Consider the following 23,818-nt stretch of genomic DNA (forward strand, 5'->3'; position numbering starts at 1 on the left):
TTATTGGCGCATCAAATAGAGATACCCGCTTATCATTTTATCTTCTCCTTTTGAGACATATTTTATTTGATAGAAATAAACACCAGAGGGTAATTTCTGATTTTCGATTATAGTTATACGTCCTTGTGAAGAACCTTCAAAAGCATTATTCTGATTATCATAACCCTCGGATTCCCAAACCAAAATTCCCCATCGGTTAAAAATTTCTACGTGGTTATCGGGGAATCGGTCAATATTTATAATTTTAAAAGCTCCGTTTAAAATATCCCCGGGCTTAACTATATCTATTTCAACGAACAACTCACATGAAATATTGGCTGGTGGATTTCCTCCTACGGAATCGCACGGATCAAGCGGGTCTGTGTTATCCAAAACTTCTTGACCGTCGGTAATTGTATCCCCATCGGTATCCGGATTTGCAGGGTCGGTTCCTCTCATTACCTCCTGTTGGTTGTTCAGGTTGTCCATATCGCAATCTTCCAACTTCCAATCTGCGCTAGGTTCAAGAGTCTGACTTACCAATAAGAAATCGCAAGAATCCAAGGGGTCGGTATTATCAGTTACTTCCTGTCCGTCCAGTACGCCGTCACCGTCGGTATCAGGTTTCTTAGGGTCTGTGCCCAATAAATTTTCTTCCTCTTCTGAAAGGTTATCATTGTCACAATCACTATTGGACAAGGGGGTTCCACCAATGGAGTCGCAATCATTAAAACGATCGGTAGTATCCAGGTCTTCTTTACAATCTATAATGGTATCTCCGTCTGAATCTAGATTTGATATTGTTACTGTAACTGAAGCCTCAGAATTTCCGCCGCAAATATTGCCTGCAATGCTATAGACATAAACCCCTGCACCAGCGTTCTCGGGATTTGGACTCCAAGTTCCTCCAGTTTCTGAAGTTCCTAAGAGTGAAAAAAGTTGAGCAGTGGATACTGTAGTATCAGGGCATATGATTAATGAGGTGCTGGTACCGGCATCCGGCAATGTTTCTTCATTAACAGTAACGGTAGCAGTTGCATTGGGACATGAGAAACCTTCTATAGTGTACGTATAGGTTCCCGCTCCAGAGGGAGTTGGCGACCATGTCCCACCGGAATCAGGATTACCACCGAGCTGAGCAAAAAGCTGTGATTCTGTAACTGTCGAACCTTGGCAGATGGTCAACGTTCCGTCGGTACCCGCATCGGGAGCTGCCTGTTCGGAAACTACTACCTCGGAAGTATCATCAACGGTACAAGGTGCTGTCGCCGCAACAGTGTAGGCATAGGTTCCTGCTCCCGAAGGAGTAGGTGACCAAGTCCCTCCTGATTCCGGAGAGCCACCCAGTTGAGAAAAAAGTTGTGATTCGGTAACTGTCTCCCCTTCGCAGATAGTCAACGTTCCGTCCGTACCTGCATCGGGAGCGGCCTGTTCGGAGACTACTACTTCTGAAGTATCATCAACGGTACAAGGTGCTTTCGCTGTAACGGTGTAGGTATATGTGCCAGCACCTGCCATTGTAGGAGACCAAGTCCCACCGGAATCCGGAGTTCCACCGAGTTGGGCAAAAAGTTGGGTTTCGTTTACCGTTGCCCCTTCGCAAATGGTCAACGTTCCGTCTGTACCTGCATCGGGAGCGGCCTGTTCGGAGACCACTACTTCTGAAGTATCATCAACGGTACAAGGTGCTGTCGCCGCAACGGTGTAGGTATATGTGCCGGCACCTGCCATTGCAGGAGACCAAGTCCCACCGGAATCCGGAGTTCCACCGAGTTGGGCAAAAAGTTGTGCTTCTGTAACCGTTGTGCTTTCACAGATGGCCAACGTTCCGTCCGCACCTGCATCGGGAGCGGCCTGTTCGGAGACGATTACTTCGGATGTACTGTCTAAGGTACAGGGTGTTGTCGCCGCAACGGTGTAAGTATAGGTTCCTGCGCCTGATATTGCTGGAGACCATGTCCCACTGGAATCCGGAGTGCCACCGAGCTGAGCGAAAAGCTGTGATTCTGTAACCGTTGTGCTTTCACAGATGGTCAATGTTCCGTCTGTACCTGCATTTGGAGCAGCCTGTTCCGAAACGATAACTTCCGATATACCGTCGATAGTACATGGTGCAGTAGCTGCGACCGTGTAGGTATAGGTTCCTGCTCCTGAGGGAGTAGGCGACCATGTCCCACCTGAATCGGGAGTTCCACCAAGTTGAGCAAAAAGCTGTGATTCGTTTACCGTTGCGCCTTCGCAGATAGTCAACGTTCCGTCCGTACCTGCATCGGGAGCGGCCTGTTCCGAAACAATAACTTCTGAGATATCATCAACGGTACAAGGCGCTGTCGCCGTAACGGTATAGGTATATGTGCCGGCACCTGCCATTGCAGGGGACCAAGTCCCACCTGAATCTGGTGTTCCACTGAGCTGAGCAAAAAGCTGAGATTCGGTAACCGTCGAACCTTCGCAGATGATCAATGTTCCGTCCGTACCTGTATCGGGAGCGGCCTGTTCGGAGACTACTACTTCTGATGTGCTGTTAATTGTACATGGTGAAGTTGCTGTAACGGTGTAGGTATATGTGCCGGCACCTCCCATTGCAGGAGACCAATTCCCCCCTGAATCTGGAGTGCCCCCGAGTTGAGCAAAAAGTTGGGTTTCGGTAACCGTCGAACCTTCGCAGATGATCAATGTTCCGTCCGTACCTGTATCGGGAGCGGCCTGTTCGGAGACTACTACTTCTGATGTGCTGTTAATTGTACATGGTGAAGTTGCTGTAACGGTGTAGGTATATGTGCCGGCACCTCCCATTGCAGGAGACCAATTCCCCCCTGAATCTGGAGTGCCCCCGAGTTGAGCAAAAAGTTGGGTTTCGTTTACCGTTGCTCCTTCACAAATGGTCAACGTTCCGTCGGTACCTGCATCGGGAGTTGCCTGTTCGGAGACCACTACTTCGGAAGTATCATCAACGGTACAAGGTGCTGTCGCTGCAACCATGTAAGTGTAGGTTCCTGCACCTGCCATTGCTGGGGACCAAGTCCCACCTGAAACGGGAGTTCCACCGAGTTGAGCAAAAAGTTGGGTTTCGTTTACTGTTGAACTTTCGCAAATGGTCAACGTTCCGTCTGTACCTGCATCTGGAGCGGCCTGTTCCGAAACAATAACTTCTGAGATATCATCAACGGTACAAGGCGCTGTCGCCGTAACGGTGTAGGTATAGGTTCCGGCACCTGCCATTGTTGGTGACCAAGTTCCTCCTGAGTTGGGAGTTCCTCCAAGCTGGGCAAAAAGTTGGGTTTCGTTTACTGTTGACCCTTCACAGATCGTCAATGTTCCATCGGTACCTGCATCGGGAGCGGTCTGTTCGGAAACTACCACTTCGGATGTGTTGTCCACTGTACATGGTGCAGTAGCCGCAACGGTGTAGGTATAGGTTCCTGATCCTGAGGGAGTTGGCGACCAGGTCCCTCCTGAGTTTGGAGTTCCACCGAGTTGAGCAAAAAGTTGAGTTTCGTTTACTGTTGATCCTTCGCAGATGGTCAAGGTTCCATCGGAGCCTGCATTTGGAGCGGCCTGTTCGAAAACGACTACCTCGGATGTGCTGTCAATTGTACATGGTGAAGTTGCTGCGACCGTGTAGGTATAGGTTCCTGCTCCTGAGGGAGTAGGCGACCATGTTCCACCTGAATCGGGAGTTCCACCGAGTTGTGCGAAAAGTTGAGTTTCGTTTACTGTTGACCCTTCACAGATGGTCAACGTTCCATCGGTACCTGTATCGGGAGCGGCCTGTTCGGAAACTACCACCTCGGATGTGCTGTTTATTGTACATGGTGAAGTCGCCGCAACGGTGTAGGTATAAGTACCGGCACCTGCCATTGCCGGTGACCAGATTCCTCCGGAATCGGGTGTGCCGCTGAGCTGTGCGAAAAGTTGGGTTTCGTTTACCGTTGCGCCTTCACAGATTGTCAAAGTTCCATCGGAACCTGCATCGGGAGCGGCCTGTTCCGAAACTACCACTTCGGATGTGTTGTCCACGGTACATGGCGCTGTTGCTGCAACGGTATAGGTATAAGTTCCGGCGCCTGCCATTGCTGGCGACCATGTCCCACCGGAATCAGGAGTACCGCCAAGTTGAGCAAAAAGCTGAGATTCGTTTACCGTTGCACCTTCGCAGATGGTAAAAGTTCCGTCGGTACCTGCATCAGGGGTGGCCTGTTCGGAAACTACCACTTCGGATGTGCTGTCCACTGTACATGGTGAAGTTGCCGTGACCGTGTAGGTATAAGTTCCGGCGCCTGCCATTGCTGGCGACCATGTCCCACCGGAATCAGGAGTACCACCGAGCTGAGCGAAAAGTTGAGTTTCGGTAACCGTAGAACCTTCACAGATGGTCAAAGTTCCGTCGGAGCCTGCATCGGGAGCGGCCTGTTCGGAGACCACTACTTCTGAAGTATCATCAACGGTACATGGCGCTGTCGCCGTAACGGTGTAGGTATAGGTTCCGGCACCTGCCATTGTTGGAGACCATGTTCCACCTGAATCGGGAGTTCCACCAAGCTGTGCGAAAAGTTGGGTTTCGTTTACTGTTGAACCTTCGCAGATGGTCAAAGTTCCGTCTGTACCTGCATTGGGAGCGGCCTGTTCCGAAACAATAACTTCTGAGATATCATCAACGGTACAAGGCGCTGTCGCCGTAACGGTGTAGGTATAGGTTCCCCCACCAGCCATTGCAGGAGACCAAGTTCCTCCTGAGTTGGGAGTTCCTCCAAGCTGAGCGAAAAGTTGAGTTTCGGTAACCGTAGAACCTTCACAGATAATCAAAGTTCCGTCGGAGCCTGCATCGGGAGCGGCCTGTTCGGAGACCACTACTTCTGAAGTATCATCAACGGTACATGGCGCTGTCGCCACTACGGTGTAGGTATAGGTTCCTGCTCCAGCCATTGCAGGAGACCAAGTTCCTCCTGAATCAGGGGTTCCACCGAGTTGAGCAAAAAGTTGGGTTTCGTTTACTGTCGCTTCTTCGCAGATGGTCAATGTTCCATCAGTACCTGCATCGGGAGCTGCCTGTTCGGAAACTACCACTTCGGATGTGCTGTCTAAGGTACAGGGAGCTGTCGCTGTAACGGTGTAGGTATAGGTTCCGGCACCTGCCATTGCTGGCGACCATGTCCCACCGGAATCTGGTGTACCTCCAAGCTGAGCAAAAAGCTGTGATTCGTTTACCGTTGCCCCTTTGCAGATGGTCAACGTGCCGTCTGTACCTGCATCGGGAGCTACCTGTTCGGAGACCACTACTTCTGAAGTATCATCAACGGTACATGGAGCAGTAGCCGTAACGGTGTAGGTATACGTACCGGCACCAGCCATTGCCGGTGACCATGTCCCCCCTGAATCGGGAGTACCTCCAAGCTGGGCAAAAAGTTGGGTTTCGTTTACCGTTGCCCCTTCACAGATGATCAAGGTTCCGTCTTTACCAGCATTCGGTAAAGCTTGTTCGGAAACTACCAGCTCGGATGTACTGTCCACAGTACATGGTGAAGTTGCTGCAACGGTATAGGTATAGGTTCCAGCACCTGCCATTGCAGGAGACCAAGTTCCTCCTGAATCAGGGGTTCCACCGAGTTGAGCAAAAAGTTGGGTTTCGTTTACTGTCGCTTCTTCGCAGATGGTCAATGTTCCATCAGTACCTGCATCGGGAGCTGCCTGTTCGGAAACTACCACTTCGGATGTGCTGTCTAAGGTACATGGCGCAGTAGCCGCTACGGTGTAGGTATAAGTTCCGGCACCAGTCATTGCCGGTGACCAAGTCCCACCTGAATCTGGTGTACCTCCAAGCTGACTGAAAAGCTGTGATTCGTTTACCGTTGCGCCTTCGCAGATAGTCAACGTTCCGTCTGTACCTGCATCGGGAGCGGCTTGTTCTGTAATGGAAACCGTGGCGTGTTGGGTGTATCCTTTGCTATCCCTTATTCCGTAAACAAAACTGTCTGAGCCGGTATACCCCGTGGCCGAAGTATAGGTTATATAGTCGTCCAAAGGGTTGGATGAAGTACCATTGTCATTAACCAAAACAGTTCCCGAACTTGCGGAACTGACAATAAATATACTGTTAGAGGCAGGCCCATTTCCACCAAAATCATCGTTTAAAAGAACATTAATATCAATTGTGTCTTCTTCACATATGGTAACGGTTTCATTTTCTGCAGTAGGGAAATAGCTTATGGTAGGGTCGTCTTCAATGTTTCCATCGGTATCAATGCCGTCATCGGAAAGGTCGTTTACGTCATCGGTTCCATATGGACTATCGGCAAGAACAGTAATTTGATTGCTGACCCCTCCAGCTTCTATAGCGGTTGAGTTTAGAGCGAAACTTGCTAAGTAAGTTGCGTTTTCGGTAGGAAGGAGTGTTCCTTCACCAGAACCCATAGTTGATGAGTTAAAGGTTGGGCCACTTGTTAGTGATAATGTATTTGTGTCTATATCGGTAAACGTATCCATTAGGTCTATGGCGTTCAAAGCAACGTTTCCGGTGTTTTCTACGGTAATGGTATAATCAATTGTATTTCCAATACTGACCGGGTCTCCAAAATTTTCAATGACCGTTTTGGTTACTTCAATTTTTGGGTCGGCAATGATGAGATTGGTAAGTACGAATTCGACTTCATCGGAAGCAGTAAGGAGAGAAAGTAAACCGCCAGTGACATCTACATCCATTTCTATGGAACTTGTAACATTTTCAACACGTAAGCTTCCTCCACCTGTTCCAATGTTGGAACCGTTTACACATTCTCCTCCTCCACTAATCAACAGGGAAGTGTCGTCAATATTGAAAAGGGTAGGGGTAGATTGAAAAATAGGACCATTGGAACTTAACTCTGTCCATGTGCCGTTTGTAATATTAAAGTTTCCAGTTGCTGCATCGGAAAGTATTGCGACCACGGCAAAAGTGCCCACTTTATCAGCATGCAAAATGGGATTTACAATATGAACGGGATCCCCTGTAATTGCATCAAAAAAATAAAAGTTTAAATTGCCATCGGCAGTGGAACTTGCGGAAATTTCTAAAGAATTACTACCAAATACCAGAGGGTCGCTATAAGTGGAAGCGTTTGTACAGCCCATGGTTTCGTTTCCTAAAACAGTCACCCCTCCTGCTACTCTACACTCCACACGCACTAACCCATCATCGGTAACAGACTCCCATACAGAAGAGGATACCGCTGTCCAATTTGTGGTTTGTTGGGCGTTTGCCACATGGGCAAGTAAGAACAAAAGAAAGGCCCCGAAAATTTTTTTAAAACGATTCGCCAAAAGGGAATGTATTTTATGCGGTCTTTATAAAATTATTGTAGATAAAGACTTACAACGTTGTAACGTAAATTTAAGCAGGGATACAGACGTCTCAAATTATATGTTGTATAGTACGAAAAACCAGATGTATAGACCTTATAAGCTGTAGGATGATTTATTTGCCATAGGGTAGATACGGTAGATTGAGAAAAAGGGAAGTAGGGAGAAAGAATGGTTAATACCGAAAAAATTTTTTTAAAGCTGTTGTGGAAATTTTTTTAAAAGAATCTTGGAGCGGTTGTTCTTCTATACCTAGATTTAAATTCATATCTCAATACCACTTCAAAAGAGCCATCGTTAAATCTGGTGCCACCTAATTCCGTAACCTCTCTGTCATAAGCCAGACCTAGCAATATTTGGTCCGAGGCTTGAAAACCGAACATGCCACTTAGAGCCGCATCCCAACGATAACCCGCCCCCAATATAAATTTATCGTTGAACATGAAATTAGCGGATATATCTATTTGTAATGGAGCTCCATTAACTGCTTTTAATAGTACTGCGGGTTTAAACTGCCATCTTTGGTTTAGGTCATAGATATATCCCGAAACCAAATAAAAATTCATGCGTTCTTTGGCTAAAAAAGAAGAGCTAGAGGCATCACCGTCAAAATGTTTTGTAGCCAAGAAATTAGGCACGGAAAGCCCCATGTAAAATCGTTCATCGTAATAATAGACACCGGCTCCAAAATTTGGGGAAAGCTTATTGTCAATGTTGGTAAGGCCTGCTCCAGAGGCTTCGTTGCTGTAGTTGGACAATTTACTAAAATCCAAGTTTAGGACATGAGCACTGGCTTTTAGTCCAAATGAAAGATTTGCTTCTCTTGAAATAGGTACCGTATAGGAAAAAACACCGTCAAAATAGGTTTCTTGGCTGGTTCCGTTTCCTATGTCATCATTTACAATGGAAAGACCAACGCCTACCCTGTCATTGATAGGAGTGTGCAAACTGAGAGTCTGTGTTTTTGGCGCGCCTTCTACACCAACCCATTGCGAACGGTGCAATCCCGCAATACTAAATACGCCGCGAGAACCGGCGTAAGCTGGATTAATAGCCATAGTATTGTACATGTATTGTGTATATTGGGCATCTTGCTGTGCTCTAAGTCCACAAAGTGAGGCAGCGGTTAAAAGTACAATCAGGAGGAATTTTTTCATGACTTTTTAGTTGGATAAAAAGAAGGCAATTTTGTATATGTGGTTGTAAAGGTATCTATTTTTGTTGCTAAGCACTACTGTTCTTTGTTCATCACCAGAAAAGCGGGTACTTTAACCTGCAAACAGAGGTTGCTAAAAAAACACCTCACATATTTTAATTGTTTTTCATTTGTGTTCAACATTAAAACGTGATAATCTGCGGTGTATTGTTAAGCTAAGTCCAATCTTTTTTAGGGATATAAATAGGCATTGTACCCTATTTAGGAGGGTGTAAGACCAAGCGCTTTTCCTTTTGCCAACATAAATTCTTTTGCGGCCTCGTATTCATTGGGAATTTCACCTTCTAGAATGGCTTCTTTGATAGCCTCTTTAATGATACCAATTTCCTTTGACGGTTTTAGGTTGAAGGTTTTCATGATTTCTTCACCGCTCACCGGAGGTTGAAATTGGCGTATATGGTCTCGCTCTTCTACTTCAATAATTTTTTGACGGACAACTTTAAAGTTGTTCTTATATCTTCTTTGTTTCTTAGGGTTTTTGGTAGTGATATCGGCTTCGCAAAGCGTCATTAAATCCTCTACATTTTCCCCTGCGTCAAAAACCAAGCGGCGTACAGCAGAATCCGTAGCATAATCTTCCGCAAGAACAATAGGTCTAGAACTCATTAGTACCATTTTTTGAACGAATTTCATTTTATCGTTCAATGGCATACGGAGTCTTTTAAACAGTTTGTAAACCATTTTAGAGCCCACAAATTCATGTCCGTGGAATGTCCAACCAATTTTTTTGTGAAACTTTTTCGTTGGCGCTTTCCCGATGTCGTGCAATAGTGCGGCCCAACGCAACCATAGGTTATCCGTAGTTTTTGAAATGTTGTCTACCACCTCTAATGTATGCCAAAAGTTGTCTTTGTGGCGTTGCCCTTCAATTTCTTCTATGCCTTGCAATGCTACCAGTTCAGGAAGAATATACGGCAGAAGCCCAGTTTTATGGAGTAAGGCGAACCCGGTTGAAGGTGATTCGCAGGATAGAATTTTATTCAGTTCATCAACTATTCGCTCCTTGGAAATAATTTTTATACGCTCCTTGTTATCCGTAATGGCTTGTAGAGAAGCTTGCTCAATGGTAAAATTTAGCTGTGTAGCGAAGCGAATGGCACGCATCATCCGCAACGGGTCATCAGAATAGGTAATACCCGGTTCAAGAGGGGTGCGAATGATTTTTTTCTCTAAATCGGCAACCCCATCAAAGGGGTCAAGAAGCTCTCCAAAGTTATCGGACTTTAATGATAGTGCCAATGCATTTATGGTAAAATCCCGCCTATTTTGATCATCGGCCAGGGTTCCGTCTTCTACTACGGGTTTACGGCTATCCCTATGGTAACTTTCTTTACGGGCCCCAACAAATTCCAGTTCTATATCACCATGACGTAACATAGCTGTCCCAAAATTTTTAAATATGCTTACCTGCGGTTTTCCCTTGAGCAGGACCGCCACCTTTTTTGCCAGTTCAATACCACTTCCAACAGCAACAATATCTATATCTTTGGCCGTTCCTCTTTTTAAAAGGAAATCCCTGACAAATCCCCCAATAACATAACAGTCCACACCAATTTCATCGGCTGCTTGAGAAACGATTTTAAAAATAGGGTTGGAAAGCGCTTTTTCGTAGTTCAAAGATTTCATTTTTAGTATACTGCCCAAAATACGAATAACTAATAAGGGTCAATGTCTTGAAAGACATGAACTTTATTCACGTATGATTTTTACCGTGCCATCACTGCTTAATTTGATAATGGCAGAAGGAACTGCATTTTTTTGTTCGGGCTGCAAATTTACCACATAGTCTACACCTTTTAAAATAACTTCGTCTATTTCGGCGAAACTTTTGGGGGTTGGCTGCCCTGAAATGTTGGAAGAGGTAGAAACTATAGGTTTTTTGAACTTATTGATCAGGTAACGGCAGAATTTATCCGAAGCTACACGAATGGCCAGAGTATTGTCTTCTGCAATTAAATTTTTGGCAATCCCTTTTGGGCCATCATATACAATAGTGGTGGGTTTGGTAGAAAGGTCCATGATATCATAGGCCAAATCGGGAACATTTTCTACCGTTCTTTCGAGCATGGCATCGTTGGCCACCAGACAAATTAAAGCTTTACTGTCTTCTCTTTGCTTTAGGTCGTAAATTTTTTTTACGGCCGCTTCATTGGAGGCGTCGCAACCAATGCCCCAAACAGTATCAGTTGGGTAGAGAATGAGGCCGCCTTGATTTAGGACTTCTATGCATTTGTTGATTTCTTCGGTCATGATTCAATAAATTATTACTCTAGAGGAAAAAATAGTTGTTCCGTATTTCTCATCATTTTTTCTAAAGAAAAACTACTTGTGATTCTCTGTTTTAAATAATCGGGCTCAAATTTTATATGTTGCTCCATTATGGATTGAATACCATTGGCCATAGCGGTCACATCATTTATTTCAGTTAAAATACCGTAGGCACCGTTATCCAACAATTCTTCGCTACCAGGTACTTTTGTGGATACAATGGGCACACCGTGACTTAATGATTCCAATAATACGTTGGCCATGCCCTCTTCTCTAGAACATAATAGGAACACATCAATATTTTGAAAAAATTGGTCCATTGTACTAACATGTCCAAGAAAGTGAATACGTGATAAAAGATTGGGGTATTTGGATAGTATTTCATCCATATTCAGTTCAAAACCACCAGTGCCCGCATGTAATATATGCACATTTTGGGGTAATTTTTCTAGTATCTCAGGTAAAAGATCGAATCCTTTTCTGTAATTCAACCATCCCGCAACACCTACGAAAAATGTATCTGCGGGAAGATTTAGAGATTTTAAAGGAAGCCAATCTTCATCTTTTTTAGTAATTGGGAGTTCTATACCATTATTAATTTTAATAAGATTACTTGAATTAAAGTGAGAGCTATTTTGTAACAAGTCATCTTTTAAAGAATCGCTATTGACCAACACCTTGGACTTAAAAACCTCAAATACTAGACGATACTTTAGACTGGACTTAACCTTTCTGAGGTTGCCAAGATATAGGATTTTATTGGGTACTTTGGTTAAGTGGGCCGATAACGAAACTAACCACCAATCTCGTTTAAGCGCTGCAAATACCGTTATAGGCCTAACTTTTTTAATAAGTCTTACATATCTTAAAACAACAAAGAAATTTAAATCTCCACCCCGTTTTGTAATTGTGTGAACAGTAACATTTGTGAGATTTAAAAAATTTGTTTCGAATGTGTTTTCTAATAGTACTACTACAACTTTATAGCCAGCATTACCTAAATATATGGCTCTCAATAAAAGATTTTTTTCTATCCCACCCCAATTTTTTGTGGGACAGAAAAGGATTATACTTTTAGGATTCCGTCTCATTTATAATTTGCTGAATTCAGACGTTTAAGTTCTTTGAATCTGGTGTAAACCCCCAGTGCATTTAGATAGGAAATAACAAGACCTTTTTTGCCATCTAAAAATCCCAATCTAAGTATATAGTGATTAAAGAATTTCCAACTGGGTCTTAAAACCGAATGATACCACCTAGCTTTTTTACCTGCATCAAAGGATTCTTTGGCCTTCATTTTACCATATTTAACCATCTTTGATTTATACTCTTCATAACTGTTGAAAGAGTAATGTATAAGTCTGTTTTTTAGAGTTTCAGACCTGCCATTGACTTCTAGGGTTTCATGAACAATCCTGTCAGAAACGAATTTTACTTTATCTTTTTGAAACAGTCGGTAATTTTTGTCCGTTTGCCATCCACTAAAATGTAGGACTTTGTCTTTGTACATGAATATTCTTAAAAAATAATAAGCGGCAGCAGGATCGCTGGCGTGCTCAATTTCATGAAGAATTTCTTTTTCAAGATCAGGGGTAACTCGTTCATCGGCATCCATGAACAGCACCCAGTTAAAATTAGCTTGATCTAAAGCGAATTGTTTTTGATCGGTATAATTTTTAAAAGGGCGTTGTATGAGTTGTACATTCCGGTGCTTTTCTATAATTTCTATAGTGCGATCAGTACTAAAAGAATCCACAACAATGATTTCATCACAAAACGATAAGTTCTGTAAGACCGCATCTATGTGTTTTTCCTCGTTGAGAGTAATTAGTAAAGCCGAGATTTTCTCCTTTCTATTCATCTATCAAGTACGCTTCTATTTCTCTTAGTTTTTTTGATTTTTCAAATTGATTTACTGCAAAAGCTCTTGCTGCTGCACCCATTTTCTCAATCAGAAATTTATCCTTAACAAAAGTTTCGATAGCTTCTACAAAGCTGTCTATATTGTTAGGGGGAGTTAATATTCCGGTTTTTTGGTGCACAACTACTTCCGGGTTGCTACTAATATTAAAAGCAATAGATGGTTTGCCACAAAGTGCCGCTTCTGCCAAAACATATCCAAAGCCCTCCCAATGAGATGAAAGCAAAAAAACGTCACCCATGGAAATAAAATCATAAGGTTTTTCAATGAACCCCCTAAGCTCTACATTTTTTGATAGACCTTCATTATCTATTCTTGATTGTAATTCATCGCGTAAACGTCCTTCACCACCAATCAATAACTTAAAATCTATTCCTTTTTGTAATAATTTGTTGGCGACATCCAGCAGAAAACCTTGGTTTTTTTGATGCTCTAATCTGCCTATATTTATTAATGTAATAGTTTTGTTTTTTTCGGGAGGACTATCCGTTTTTGGTAATTTTGGAACTTTAACCCCGTTGTATATGACCGTTATTTTCTCATTAGGAAACAGCTTGGGGTTGTATTCCAAAACGGTTTTTTTTGTAGCTATTGAATTGGCAAGTATTTCTGTAAGAACTTTTTTAAATAGATACCTATTGAGAAAAGTATCTTTGATAGGAATAGCACTACCACGCCTATAAATAACTCTTGGGATATTCAGGGATTTAGCTATTGGCCCCGCAATTTTCACATCACTTGATAGATTCATAACAATAGAATCAATGATACAAGTTTTTAAAATATTTCTTACCAGCACTATTTTTAAAGGGTTTATAAAGCTAAGGTTGGAGAGTGCAATTTCTTTATGGGGAATGTCTGTTTTCTTTAGTTTTTCTAATAATATACTTTTTGAGTGTGCAACTACAAAAACGGGTATTCCTTTGTTATGGAGGTGTTGGCTGACTTCAAAGTGCCACTTTTCTCCTCCGCCCCAAGCAATGGCCGTATTAAAAAAGCAAATAGACCCCATTTATCCAATTTTTTTATAGAGAGCAACAAGACTGGCGCCCACATTTTCATCATTGAATTTTTGAACATAAGAATAGCCTTTTTCAGCTAACTCTTTTCTTAATTCGGGATACTCATATAATTTCTTAATATTTTGTAGAATCTCGTCGGTATTATCCGGGTCAATATAAATAGCATCAGGCCCAGCAGCTTCCGGAAAACATCCACCTTTGGTAACAATAATGGGTATTTTGCTGAATAGCGCTTCAATCAAAGGAATGCCAAACCCTTCACAATATGAAGGATAGCAGAGTAGGGTGGCAGCTTGGTATAAAATGGCCAAATCTTGAACGCTTATCTTTTTTACAAAGGTTACCTGTTTCTGCATGTTATGCTCTTGGATGTATCTGCGTACCTTTTTTGCATAAGACTTTTCTCCTCCTACCAGAGCCAAATGGTAGTTGGTACCTTTTATAGATTTAATTATGGCCAAGACGTTTTTACGCTCCTGAATAGTACCTACATTTAGTATAAATTGTTCAGGAAGAAAATAACGTGCTCTAATCTCATTTTTTTGTTCTTCGGAATATATAGTTTTGAATGCGTTGTGACATCCTTGATACACTACCGTAATCTTATCAGGAGATACTTTTAAGAACTTTATTATATCTCTTTTGGTTTGTTCGCTAATAGCCACAATATGGTCTGCCGCATGCACCGCATAATAAAATTTTAGGCGATAAATGACACGGTCCCAAAAATTATAATATTTAGGGTGGCTTATAAAAATAAGGTCGTGAATTGTGACAATTTTTGCTGTACCTTGTTTTTTAAGCTGAATTGGAATTTCTCCGGATAGGCCATGGTACCAGTCTAACTTTAAATGGTTTATTTGATTCCATTGGCCGAACAAACGCCATAAGGCGGGAAAGTTTTTCCAAAACCAGCCCGTTGGATAGATAATGGTTGATTTTTCTAAAGCAATTTTTCTATTTACGCTCGGGGTTTTGGTGTTGAAAAGGAAAAACTCTTCCATTTCAGGATATGAGTTCATTATTCTCAGGATGTCGCGACCATAGTTGCCTAATCCAGTTCTATTGTGAAAAATCCTTTTGGCGTCATAACCTATTCTCATGTGTCTCTAAAAAGCTATAATCGTAAAGCTAAACATTATTCATTAAAGAGCTTAAAAAATCTAAATTATAAGTCACATTTAATGTGTTAGGCGAAGAAAATTAAGGTAGTTCTTTTTCTGGTTTTCAAATGACCATTTATCTAACTGTTTAATAGCAGGATGCTTTAGATTTCTCTTATCAAGTTCTTCAAGAATGAAATGTAAATTATCTTTATGAAAAAAGATTGCATGTCCTGAAAAATCAGGTATATCCATGAAAAAATCTTGGGCCAAGATAGGTTTTTCATAGGCATACGCTAAATTAAAGCTTCCGGATATTTTATGATTTAAGTAGGAACTGTCCGATTTTAATAGAGGCATTATAAAATCTGCACTGGACAAGTATGCCTGATATTCTTCATTTTCAATATAATAATCAAAAAAGAGAATTTTTTTAAAGAAAGCACTTTTTTTGAATTCAAAAAGAAGTGCTTTGCCATCTTTAGTTGTTTCCAATAGCTTTCCTAAAAAAATAAACCTAACGTTGGTTAGAGTACTCACCTTTTCTAAGGCGTTTGAGAGTAAAGTATAATTTCTTCTTGAAAAGTCTATTCTTCCAGGAATAACGATCCAAATTTCATTTTCTTTTTTAACAACGCTTGTTTTAATTTTTGGAAAGTAAATAGGGTAGAAGCTTTCAAGTTTAATTTTTCTTGAAGGTGATTTAACGAGATGGTCGGCTAGAACAAAGTACTGCTTTATTTTGGTGGAAATTATTTTTTGGGTAAAGCTAGACTCTAACTTTTTGGTATTATGGAGTAGGCCAATACATTTGGTTTTTGGGTAAAGATTTAGAAGGAATATGGTATTTCTAATTAATTTGCTGGAACTAGCAGTATTAAAAATAATAAGGTCATAGTTTTTCAATTTTTTTACAAGTTGAATTGATGACCAGAGTTTTTTAAACAATCCACTCTCTTCTTTAGCAAAGAAAATGCTTTTAAATAACCTTTGATAGGAAGCAATTTGGGAATTTAGATTAGGGTGAATATAAAGGTCAAGTTCAAATTCTGTATTCTGCATAAATCTAGCCTGAGAATAAAAACATTCTTCATGGCTGGTACTAACTTCCACAAGTGCCGTTTTTGTCATATTATTTTGCGCCAATTATAAAATGTAGATTTATTTTGTTCAATATGAAGGCTCAATGGGTAATAGCAATTTTCATCCGTTTACCGAAGTGTGAAAATAGGAATATAAAAACAAACGGTTGTGAAGGTTTGGAAAAAGAGAACAAATCTATTCTATTTCCTAATACAATTTATTGATTAGGACCATAGAGTTTAGTTGGTTACTATATCAACATTATTAAGTTTATAAGCTTCCTTGCCTATAGTTTTTTGTGCTTTAGCATTTGCTTCTAGCTTAGAAAGCTCAGAATATCTAGTATAGACACTCAAAGCGTTTAAGTAACAAACAGTAAAACCTCTATGTAAGTCAATGAAACCTAGCCGTATGAAGTAATTATAGGCAAATTTCCAAATAGGTTTAATGAGAAGCTTCAAAATATTGCAAGATTTTTTATGGGCGTATAATTCCTTAGCTTTTAGTCTCCCATAATGAACCATTTTTGCTTTATAGTCCGAATAGCCTTTATAGCAATAATGGATTAGTTTTTCTCTAAGGACACCAGTTCTACCGTTTACTTGCAAAGTTTCGTGAACTAATTTGTTTTGGGTGAACTGACATTGACTTTTTTTGAATAACCTTATATTCTTATCGGTTTGCCATCCGCTATAGTTCAGTTTACAATTTTTGAACATGAACTTTCTATAAAACCAATAGGCACTCAAGGCATTTGGGTCGTGTATGGTTTGGGTAATTTCAGTTTTTAAAGAGCTAGGTACAACTTCATCGGCATCTACAAATAGAATCCAATCGTTAGATGCTCTGTTTAGGGTAAATGACTTTTGATCGGTGAAATTTTTAAACGGACGTTGAATTACCTGAACATTGGGTAGTGCATTTAAGTATTCGTACGTACCATCAGTACTATAGGAATCAACCACGATTATCTCATCCGCAAAGGAAACGGAAGCAATACATTTTTTAATGTGCTCCATTTCGTTAAAGGTAATGATCAATGCCGAAAGCTTATGGTCAGAATTACTCAAAATCAATGAAAATTTATATATGTTCGTTCTTAACTTGCTAGTTTATAACTTAAAAAATAACTATAAATTGCTTTTTTAAGTACTTTTCTTACGCTTCACTTATTAACTAGACCAAAGAATTTAAAAAGGTTGCGTACAAATCACATTATTTTACCAAAAAAGCCCATAGACGCTTACAGTAAACGACTATGGGCTTAATTGATATTTTAGTTTACTTAAACCGCTACATCATATTCCCTTAAAGCATCGTTTAAAGAAGTCTTTTTATTTGTACTTTCCTTTCTTGTACCAATGATTAATGCGCAAGGCACTTGAAATTCACCGGCAGGAAACTTCTTTGTATAGCTCCCTGGTATAACAACTGAACGTGCAGGAACCCTACCTTTAATTTCAATAGGTTCATCTCCGGTAACGTCTATGATTTTTGTAGAGGCCGTAAGAACTACGTTAGCTCCTAGAACTGCTTCTTTTTCAACACGAACACCTTCTACAACAATGCACCTAGAACCTATAAAAGCATTGTCTTCAATAATTACGGGGGCAGCTTGTAACGGCTCAAGAACGCCACCAATTCCTACACCACCACTTAAGTGAACATTTTTGCCTATTTGGGCACAGCTACCAACAGTGGCCCAGGTATCTACCATAGTTCCTTCGTCTACATAAGCACCAATGTTAACGTAACTTGGCATTAGAATGGTTCCGGCAGAAATGTATGCGCCATGACGTGCAACAGCGTTTGGCACTACACGAATACCTTTTTCTTGATAACCGCGTTTTAGAGGAATTTTATCATGGTATTCAAATATACCGGCTTCAAGAGTTTCCATTTTTTGAATAGGAAAGTAAAGTACCACGCCTTTTTTTACCCATTCGTTGATTTGCCATCCATCTGCGGTTGGTTCTGCACAGCGTAATTTACCTTGGTCCAAAAGATTTACAACTTCTCTTATGGCATCTTGGGTGGCCGTTTCCTTTAAAAGATCTCTGTTCTCCCACGCACTTTCTATGGTCTTTCTTAACTCCGTCATCTGTTCTATATAATTAAGTGTTATGTATAGTTATAATAATTTTTTCATTGGACTTTCCAAGAAAATCAAAATTGGATTATCCGTTTAAAGTTGCAAATATAGGGGGTCAAATATGATTTAAGGTTTCAATTTTACGGTTATAACAATTTATAGGTTATTTTTGCAAAAAATAAATGAGGGTTGGGAAGATTGTTGGCATTGGATTACGGAAAAAAACGAACGGGGATTGCCATTACGGATGAACTTCAGTTAATAGCCTCAGGTTTAACTACCATACGTACTTTTGAACTAATAGACTTTTTAAAAGATTATACCCAAAAGGAAAGTGTAGAGAAGTTTATAATTGGTGAGCCGCGCCAAATGGATAATACTCCCAGTGCGTCAGAAGCTTTGATCGTTCCTTTTTTAAATCGGTTAAAAAAAGTTTTTCCACACATACCCGTTGAAAGACAGGACGAACGTTTTACCTCTAAAATGGCCTTTCAGACTATGATAGACAGTGGCCTAAAGAAAAAACAAAGAAGAGATAAATCTTTGGTGGATGAAATTAGCGCAACAATTATTCTACAAGCCTATTTAAATAAAATTTAGATGATATTACCAATTATCGCTTATGGCGATCCAGTGTTACGAAAAGTGGGCAGTGACCTGCCAAATGATTATCCAAAATTGAACGAGTTAATAGAGAATATGTGGGAAACCATGTATAATGCCAATGGTGTGGGCTTGGCGGCACCACAAATTGGATTGCCTATACGTTTATTTTTGGTAGACACTACTCCTTTTTCTAAGGATGAAGATTTATCCGAAGAAGATCAAAAGAAATTGGACGGTTTTAAGAAGGTATTCATTAATGCATATATTGAAGAAGAAACCGGTGAGGAATGGGCTTTTAGCGAGGGTTGTCTAAGTATTCCGGATGTTCACGAAGATATAAAGCGAAAAGATACGGTAACCATTACTTATCTAGATGAAGATTTTAAGGAACACACAGATACATATGATGGGCTCTTGGCAAGGGTAATCCAACACGAGTACGATCATATAGAAGGTGTTTTGTTTACAGACAAACTTTCGGCATTAAAAAAGCGAATGCTTAAGGGCAGATTGAACAACATCTCTAAAGGAAACATTAGAGCAGATTATCGTATGCGTTTCCCGAACCAGAAAAAAGGACGTTAAAGTTGTATCGTAATTCGTTGAAAAGTGCAATATTTGCGCTCCTAAAATGTAAATTTTTATATGAGTTTAGATAAAATCTTATCCATTGGCGGAAAGCCGGGCCTTTACAAATTGGTAACCCAGACCCGTACCGGGTTTGTAGCTGAATCACTTATTGATCAAAAACGTATTACCGTTGGTATGCGAAGTAATGTTAGTATCCTTTCTGAAATTGCAATTTATACGCTAGACGAAGAGTTGCCTTTAAGAGATGTATTCTTAAAGATACAGGTTAAGGAAAAAGGAGAGAAGACCTCGGTTCCCCATAAAGCGGAAAAAATAAAGTTGGAAGAGTATTTTTTTGAAATTTTACCCAACTATGATGAAGACAGGGTATATGCCAGCGACATTAAAAAGGTAATACAATGGTACAATATTCTTCATGAGAATGGTATTACGGATTTTTCCGGAGATAAAGAAAACGCTTCTGAAGAGGAGTAGAGTCTAGTTTTTAGAATATTATATATTAGTTAAGACCCTCCTTTTAGGAGGGTTTTGTTTTTCGTATACTGTTACTAGAATAAACGGTGTGTCAATAAATTTATAGCGTAAGATAAATCTTTCTTTTGATGAAAGAATAAATTGTAAAATATTGAATTACAGTAATTTCGATATTTTTTTCGTTATTAAATCGTTATCTTAGCTAGTAACAAGCCAACCAAACACATACCAAATTACATGTTCTGTTTAGTATATACCTCTATTGCTAATGCTGATTTTGGTCCCCAAGAAATCCAGGAAATGGTGGAAAAGGCCAAGGAATTTAATAAGCAAAATAACATCACCGGATGTTTGCTTTATTTTAAGGAAAGGTTTATTCAATATATTGAAGGAGACGAAACCACGATTAGAGAACTTTTTGAGAGAATAAAGCTTGATGACAGGCATACAGGGGTAACCTATCTGTCCGGAAACAAAATCCATAATAGAGAATTTAATGATTGGCTTATGGCTTTTGAGCATCTTAAATCAGAGAATAGTAACTTACAATACTTGAAACTATTAGTCAGTACTTTTTTTGAGAATCCAGAAAATTCTTTATCTCCAAACCCCACTAGCATAGAATTTTGGAAAGCTACAAAGCTGTTGTTATCCACAAAATATGCTGGTAAAAACGTTTAAACTTCTTCTAAATACTTGATGATAAAGTTTGGACTAAATTAAAATTATCAAAAAGAATATTTGGTGCTACCATGGGCAAAATTCCTTAGTCCTTGCTATTTTTAATTTCTTACTTAGATACTTCAATTCTTTTATCAATTCTTGATTGTGAAATTGTCTATGGTTTTTCATCGATAGATAATTACCATTCATCGTCAGCTTCTTACTACATAGCTCTTTTTATTAATGATTTGTGTTAAAATTCTGGAAATTAGCACAGTAAGTGATTTTTAACCAAATGATAAATGATGAAAGATGTAGCCGAAATTAACAGCGAATTAAAAAGTGCTTTTTTTGAAAATGCCTATTCTCCCTTTGTAATTCTAGATAACCAAATGAATTTTGTAGACGTTAATAATGCCTCAATAGTTACATTGGGGATTAAACGACCTGACATTATTGGGAAAAATTTGCTGGAAATATTTCCTCACTTAACAGGAACAACTCGCTACAAATCTTACAAAGAAGTATTTAAGACTGGAATTCCTGTTGGCTACGATCAACTTTCGTTTAATTTAAATAATGTAGAATATAAATGGATGGTGAGGGCTTTTAAAATTGGAGATTATCTGGGGATTTCTACTCGAGACATTTCAAGTTTAAGTAGAACAATAGATGAGTTAAAAGATACTCAGGATTCTTTAAAAAAGGTAAACGATAATCTAAAAAAGTCTAATAAGGAGTTAGAGGAGTTTTCCTATGTGGCCGCCCATGACTTAAGGGCGCCGCTTACAAACTTAAAAAGTCTTTTTGAAATGTTTATGAAAGCAGGGCCGGTCTCAGAAGACTTAAGCCCAATTGTGGATAGAATGAAGAAAGTGACTAAAGTTATGTGTGATAAAGTTAGAGCCTTAAATCATGTAATCGCTGTAAAATCCAATTTTAACGGAAATCATGAAAATGTTGTTTTTGCAGACGTTGTAGCAAAGATTAAAGCAAGCTTGTCAGAAGATATAATCAATAGTAGAGCTATTATTGAAGCTGATTTTTCGAGTTGTCCTATGATAAATTATTGTCCAGTTCAAATGGAGAGTATTTTGCAAAACCTTATGTCCAATGCTCTTAAATACAAACATCCCAATCGCAAACCCATTATTAAAATAAGGACAAAAAAGATTGATGATAAGATATTTCTCACTTTTAAAGACAATGGTCTCGGGTTTGATCAAACTGTAGCCAACAAAATATTTGGATTATTTAAACGAATGCACACTCACGTTGAAGGTCTTGGTATTGGCCTCTACATTATTCACTCTATAATAACCGAAAAAGAAGGAAGAATAGAGGTTAAAAGTCAAGTTAATAAAGGAACCGAATTTAATATTCAATTTTAATAATCAATAACCAACGAAAATGATAAAGATTCTGATTATAGAAGACGACGACGTAACAAATTTCATTTCTGAAACTAAATTAAACGATTTGGGTTTCAATGATATAACGATAGTAACTAATGGTCAAATGGGAATAGACTATTTAAAGACCAATGAATGTCCAAATATTATTTTACTGGATATAAATATGCCAATTTTAGATGGTTGGGAATTTCTGGAAATTAAACAGAATCTAGGCATTTGTCCTAATGTGCCAATAATAATTACTACCTCATCAGGAAGACCTGAAGATAGGCTTAAATCTTCCGCTTTTGGAGATATTTTTGATTATTTAGAAAAGCCTATCAATTTTGATTTATTACACTCGCTTCTTTTAAGATTAGAAAAAGAAAACCTACAATGTTAAGATTCAACTATATTATGTTACAGCAAAATTTTTTAAAAAACCTCTAATCTTTATCGATTGTTTTATACGTGAATTTGCTTTTTTTCCAATCTATTAAAGGAGACGGGTAGTACTTTACGTTCATCCGGTCTAAGAATGGAGCTTGATTGGCTAACCGAAGCTTATACTTTTCCCAATTTCTGTTTTCGGGAGTTGACCAATTTAGTTCTGCATAACCAATGGCTCGGGGAAAAGCAAGGTATTCCAGTTCATCAATATTACTAATGGTTTCGGACCATAGAGGAGCTTCAATACCCAAAATGTTTTCTAAGGGAATACCTTCATAGGTTTCCGGAGACCAGACGTAAGCCGTGTCTGTTGGAATATAACCGGCCCAGTGTAATCCGTGTTTGGACAGGGTGTCATATTCCATATCCAAGTATGCTTTTTTAGCAGGAGACATGATAATTTTCATGTTCTTTTTTACGGCCAAATCTGCATTCTCTTTACTCGACCAAAACTGAGAAACCGAAGTGGAATCTATATCTGCAGTGGCAATTTCATCCCAGCCTATCATACGTTTTCCATATTTCTGAACTATTTTTTCAACCTTTTCAACAAAGTAGATGTAGTCTTTCTTTTTGGTAACGTGGCTCTCGTCTCCACCAATATGAAAGTAAGGGCCGGGAGTAATAGCGGATAGCTCTCGAACCACATCATCTATAAAGGCATATGTAGTGTCTTTTCGAGTATCAAAAGTGCTAAAACCAACTCGCATGCCCGTATATAGTTTTACTTCCTTACCATTTCCGTTTAAAAAGGGGTAAGAAACAGATGCCGCATTGGTATGTCCGGGCATATCAATTTCAGGTACTATAATCATATGGCGCTCCGCAGCGTAGTTTACGATATCCTTATATTCTTCTTGTGTGTAAAAGCCACCGGATTTGCCACCAACTTCAGTACTACCGCCAATTTCCGTAAGTTTTGGCCAAGATTTTATTTCTATTCGCCATCCTTGATCGTCCGATAGGTGCAAGTGTAAAACGTTGTATTTGTAATACGCCAAGAGGTCTATATACTTCTTTACATCTTCAACACTAAAAAAATGACGGGCTACATCTAACATGCTTCCGCGGTATTCAAAAACAGGGTTGTCTATAATTTTCCCGGTAGGAATATTCCATACTTCATAAGGAGCAACTGAGTCAAGTGGTGTTTCCGGAATGATTTGTCTAATTGTTTGTACTCCTCTAAAAGCACCGGCAGCCGTATTTGAGTTTAGAATAATAGAATCTTTGGTAATGTAAAGCTGATATGACTCAGGACTATTTAAATCAACACTATCAGATTGGTTTATATAGATGACACCCTCCCTGCTCGGAGTTTCTTGAACGTTCACGGAAATATCCAAAGCGGTCTTAGCATGGATTTTTTCCGATAGAAATTTTCCCACTTCAGGAAATCCATCTGCATTTTCAGAGGTATAGATAGCCGTAAATTTATCCAAGGCAAAACCGGAATTGGTAGGTATGATTTTCATTGGCAACGGAATCATGTTTTCCATGGCCAGATTGGTCTGTGGGAGGTTCAGCACACGTTTCTTTTTCTCGGGTTCACAAGAACAAAGGACAACAAATATGCAACTGATAAATAACGCGCTGATCAAGTTAGATTTCATCTTTAGTT

The 23,818-nt window shown here is 39.7% G+C and carries 18 protein-coding genes; 6 read left to right on the forward strand and 12 right to left on the reverse strand.

All coding sequences use genetic code 11. The annotated features are described in order from the left end of the window. From SJY45_RS18490 to SJY45_RS18540, 11 genes are all read right to left on the reverse strand, one after another. Positions 1-7,218: a gliding motility-associated C-terminal domain-containing protein gene (locus tag SJY45_RS18490; RefSeq protein ID WP_400072632.1), complete on the reverse strand. Its 7,218-nt coding sequence runs from the start codon at positions 7,216-7,218 to the stop codon at positions 1-3. Between the two features lie 314 nt (positions 7,219-7,532). After that, positions 7,533-8,471, reverse strand: coding sequence for a type IX secretion system membrane protein PorP/SprF (locus SJY45_RS18495; protein ID WP_400072634.1), 939 nt, complete (start codon positions 8,469-8,471; stop codon positions 7,533-7,535). A gap of 260 nt (positions 8,472-8,731) precedes the next feature. Beyond that, on the reverse strand, positions 8,732-10,156 hold the full coding sequence (locus SJY45_RS18500) for a CCA tRNA nucleotidyltransferase (protein WP_400072636.1): 1,425 nt from the start codon (positions 10,154-10,156) through the stop codon (positions 8,732-8,734). 63 nt (positions 10,157-10,219) lie between these two features. Continuing rightward, positions 10,220-10,780 carry an L-threonylcarbamoyladenylate synthase gene (locus SJY45_RS18505; protein ID WP_400072638.1) on the reverse strand — a complete coding sequence of 187 codons (561 nt, stop codon included), beginning with the start codon at positions 10,778-10,780 and terminating at the stop codon, positions 10,220-10,222. 14 nt (positions 10,781-10,794) lie between these two features. Continuing rightward, a complete protein-coding gene (locus tag SJY45_RS18510; protein ID WP_400072640.1) occupies positions 10,795-11,814 on the reverse strand; it encodes a glycosyltransferase in 1,020 nt (339 codons plus the stop codon). A gap of 71 nt (positions 11,815-11,885) precedes the next feature. Next, positions 11,886-12,659, reverse strand: coding sequence for a glycosyltransferase family 2 protein (locus tag SJY45_RS18515; RefSeq protein WP_215912672.1), 774 nt, complete (start codon positions 12,657-12,659; stop codon positions 11,886-11,888). Continuing rightward, the gene (locus SJY45_RS18520; protein WP_215912673.1) at positions 12,652-13,731 is read right to left on the reverse strand and encodes a glycosyltransferase; all 1,080 of its coding nucleotides are present in this window, start codon (positions 13,729-13,731) and stop codon (positions 12,652-12,654) included. Before SJY45_RS18520 ends, SJY45_RS18515 begins: the two co-directional genes overlap by 8 nt. Further along, the gene (locus SJY45_RS18525) at positions 13,732-14,844 is read right to left on the reverse strand and encodes a glycosyltransferase family 1 protein (protein ID WP_215912674.1); all 1,113 of its coding nucleotides are present in this window, start codon (positions 14,842-14,844) and stop codon (positions 13,732-13,734) included. 78 nt (positions 14,845-14,922) lie between these two features. Beyond that, a complete protein-coding gene (locus SJY45_RS18530; RefSeq protein ID WP_215912675.1) occupies positions 14,923-15,975 on the reverse strand; it encodes a hypothetical protein in 1,053 nt (350 codons plus the stop codon). A gap of 191 nt (positions 15,976-16,166) precedes the next feature. Next, positions 16,167-16,997 carry a glycosyltransferase family 2 protein gene (locus tag SJY45_RS18535; RefSeq protein WP_400072643.1) on the reverse strand — a complete coding sequence of 277 codons (831 nt, stop codon included), beginning with the start codon at positions 16,995-16,997 and terminating at the stop codon, positions 16,167-16,169. A gap of 215 nt (positions 16,998-17,212) precedes the next feature. After that, positions 17,213-18,028: a 2,3,4,5-tetrahydropyridine-2,6-dicarboxylate N-succinyltransferase gene (locus SJY45_RS18540; protein WP_215912676.1), complete on the reverse strand. Its 816-nt coding sequence runs from the start codon at positions 18,026-18,028 to the stop codon at positions 17,213-17,215. Positions 18,029-18,208: 180 nt separating this feature from the next. Between SJY45_RS18540 and ruvX the strand changes: the two genes are divergently transcribed. The 6 genes from ruvX (at position 18,209) to SJY45_RS18570 (ending at position 22,150) form a co-directional block, all read left to right on the forward strand. Beyond that, entirely contained in the window at positions 18,209-18,619 is a 411-nt protein-coding gene (gene ruvX, locus SJY45_RS18545) for a Holliday junction resolvase RuvX (protein WP_303407465.1), read from the forward strand. Continuing rightward, positions 18,620-19,210 (forward strand): peptide deformylase, encoded by a 591-nt coding sequence (def, locus tag SJY45_RS18550; RefSeq protein ID WP_215912677.1) that lies wholly within the window; start codon positions 18,620-18,622, stop codon positions 19,208-19,210. A 60-nt stretch (positions 19,211-19,270) separates the two neighbouring features. Then, positions 19,271-19,690, forward strand: a complete 420-nt coding sequence (locus SJY45_RS18555) for a DUF5606 domain-containing protein (RefSeq protein ID WP_400072646.1) — start codon at positions 19,271-19,273, stop codon at positions 19,688-19,690. A 237-nt stretch (positions 19,691-19,927) separates the two neighbouring features. Then, positions 19,928-20,371 (forward strand): BLUF domain-containing protein, encoded by a 444-nt coding sequence (locus SJY45_RS18560; protein WP_400072648.1) that lies wholly within the window; start codon positions 19,928-19,930, stop codon positions 20,369-20,371. 284 nt (positions 20,372-20,655) lie between these two features. Beyond that, positions 20,656-21,744, forward strand: coding sequence for a PAS domain-containing sensor histidine kinase (locus SJY45_RS18565; RefSeq protein WP_215912680.1), 1,089 nt, complete (start codon positions 20,656-20,658; stop codon positions 21,742-21,744). A 19-nt stretch (positions 21,745-21,763) separates the two neighbouring features. Continuing rightward, a complete protein-coding gene (locus tag SJY45_RS18570; RefSeq protein WP_400072650.1) occupies positions 21,764-22,150 on the forward strand; it encodes a response regulator in 387 nt (128 codons plus the stop codon). Positions 22,151-22,193: 43 nt separating this feature from the next. Here SJY45_RS18570 and SJY45_RS18575 read toward each other — a convergent pair whose 3' ends face one another. Next, entirely contained in the window at positions 22,194-23,810 is a 1,617-nt protein-coding gene (locus SJY45_RS18575; protein WP_400072652.1) for a family 20 glycosylhydrolase, read from the reverse strand. Positions 23,811-23,818: the final 8 nt, after the last annotated feature.

This window comes from Zobellia russellii (genome assembly GCF_044597075.1).
GTDB lineage: Bacteria > Bacteroidota > Bacteroidia > Flavobacteriales > Flavobacteriaceae > Zobellia > Zobellia russellii.

What these genes read in the sequence shown, in the direction of transcription:
- SJY45_RS18530 (WP_215912675.1), bottom strand. Translation starts at nt 15,975, where the DNA reads ATGACAAAAACGGCACTTGTGGAAGTTAGTACCAGCCATGAAGAATGT.
- SJY45_RS18525 (WP_215912674.1), bottom strand. Translation starts at nt 14,844, where the DNA reads ATGAGAATAGGTTATGACGCCAAAAGGATTTTTCACAATAGAACTGGA.
- SJY45_RS18575 (WP_400072652.1), bottom strand. Translation starts at nt 23,810, where the DNA reads ATGAAATCTAACTTGATCAGCGCGTTATTTATCAGTTGCATATTTGTT.
- SJY45_RS18500 (WP_400072636.1), bottom strand. Translation starts at nt 10,156, where the DNA reads ATGAAATCTTTGAACTACGAAAAAGCGCTTTCCAACCCTATTTTTAAA.
- SJY45_RS18570 (WP_400072650.1), top strand. Translation starts at nt 21,764, where the DNA reads ATGATAAAGATTCTGATTATAGAAGACGACGACGTAACAAATTTCATT.
- SJY45_RS18540 (WP_215912676.1), bottom strand. Translation starts at nt 18,028, where the DNA reads ATGACGGAGTTAAGAAAGACCATAGAAAGTGCGTGGGAGAACAGAGAT.
- SJY45_RS18515 (WP_215912672.1), bottom strand. Translation starts at nt 12,659, where the DNA reads ATGAATAGAAAGGAGAAAATCTCGGCTTTACTAATTACTCTCAACGAG.
- SJY45_RS18565 (WP_215912680.1), top strand. Translation starts at nt 20,656, where the DNA reads ATGATGAAAGATGTAGCCGAAATTAACAGCGAATTAAAAAGTGCTTTT.
- SJY45_RS18555 (WP_400072646.1), top strand. Translation starts at nt 19,271, where the DNA reads ATGAGTTTAGATAAAATCTTATCCATTGGCGGAAAGCCGGGCCTTTAC.
- SJY45_RS18495 (WP_400072634.1), bottom strand. Translation starts at nt 8,471, where the DNA reads ATGAAAAAATTCCTCCTGATTGTACTTTTAACCGCTGCCTCACTTTGT.
- SJY45_RS18520 (WP_215912673.1), bottom strand. Translation starts at nt 13,731, where the DNA reads ATGGGGTCTATTTGCTTTTTTAATACGGCCATTGCTTGGGGCGGAGGA.
- SJY45_RS18505 (WP_400072638.1), bottom strand. Translation starts at nt 10,780, where the DNA reads ATGACCGAAGAAATCAACAAATGCATAGAAGTCCTAAATCAAGGCGGC.
- SJY45_RS18560 (WP_400072648.1), top strand. Translation starts at nt 19,928, where the DNA reads ATGTTCTGTTTAGTATATACCTCTATTGCTAATGCTGATTTTGGTCCC.
- def (WP_215912677.1), top strand. Translation starts at nt 18,620, where the DNA reads ATGATATTACCAATTATCGCTTATGGCGATCCAGTGTTACGAAAAGTG.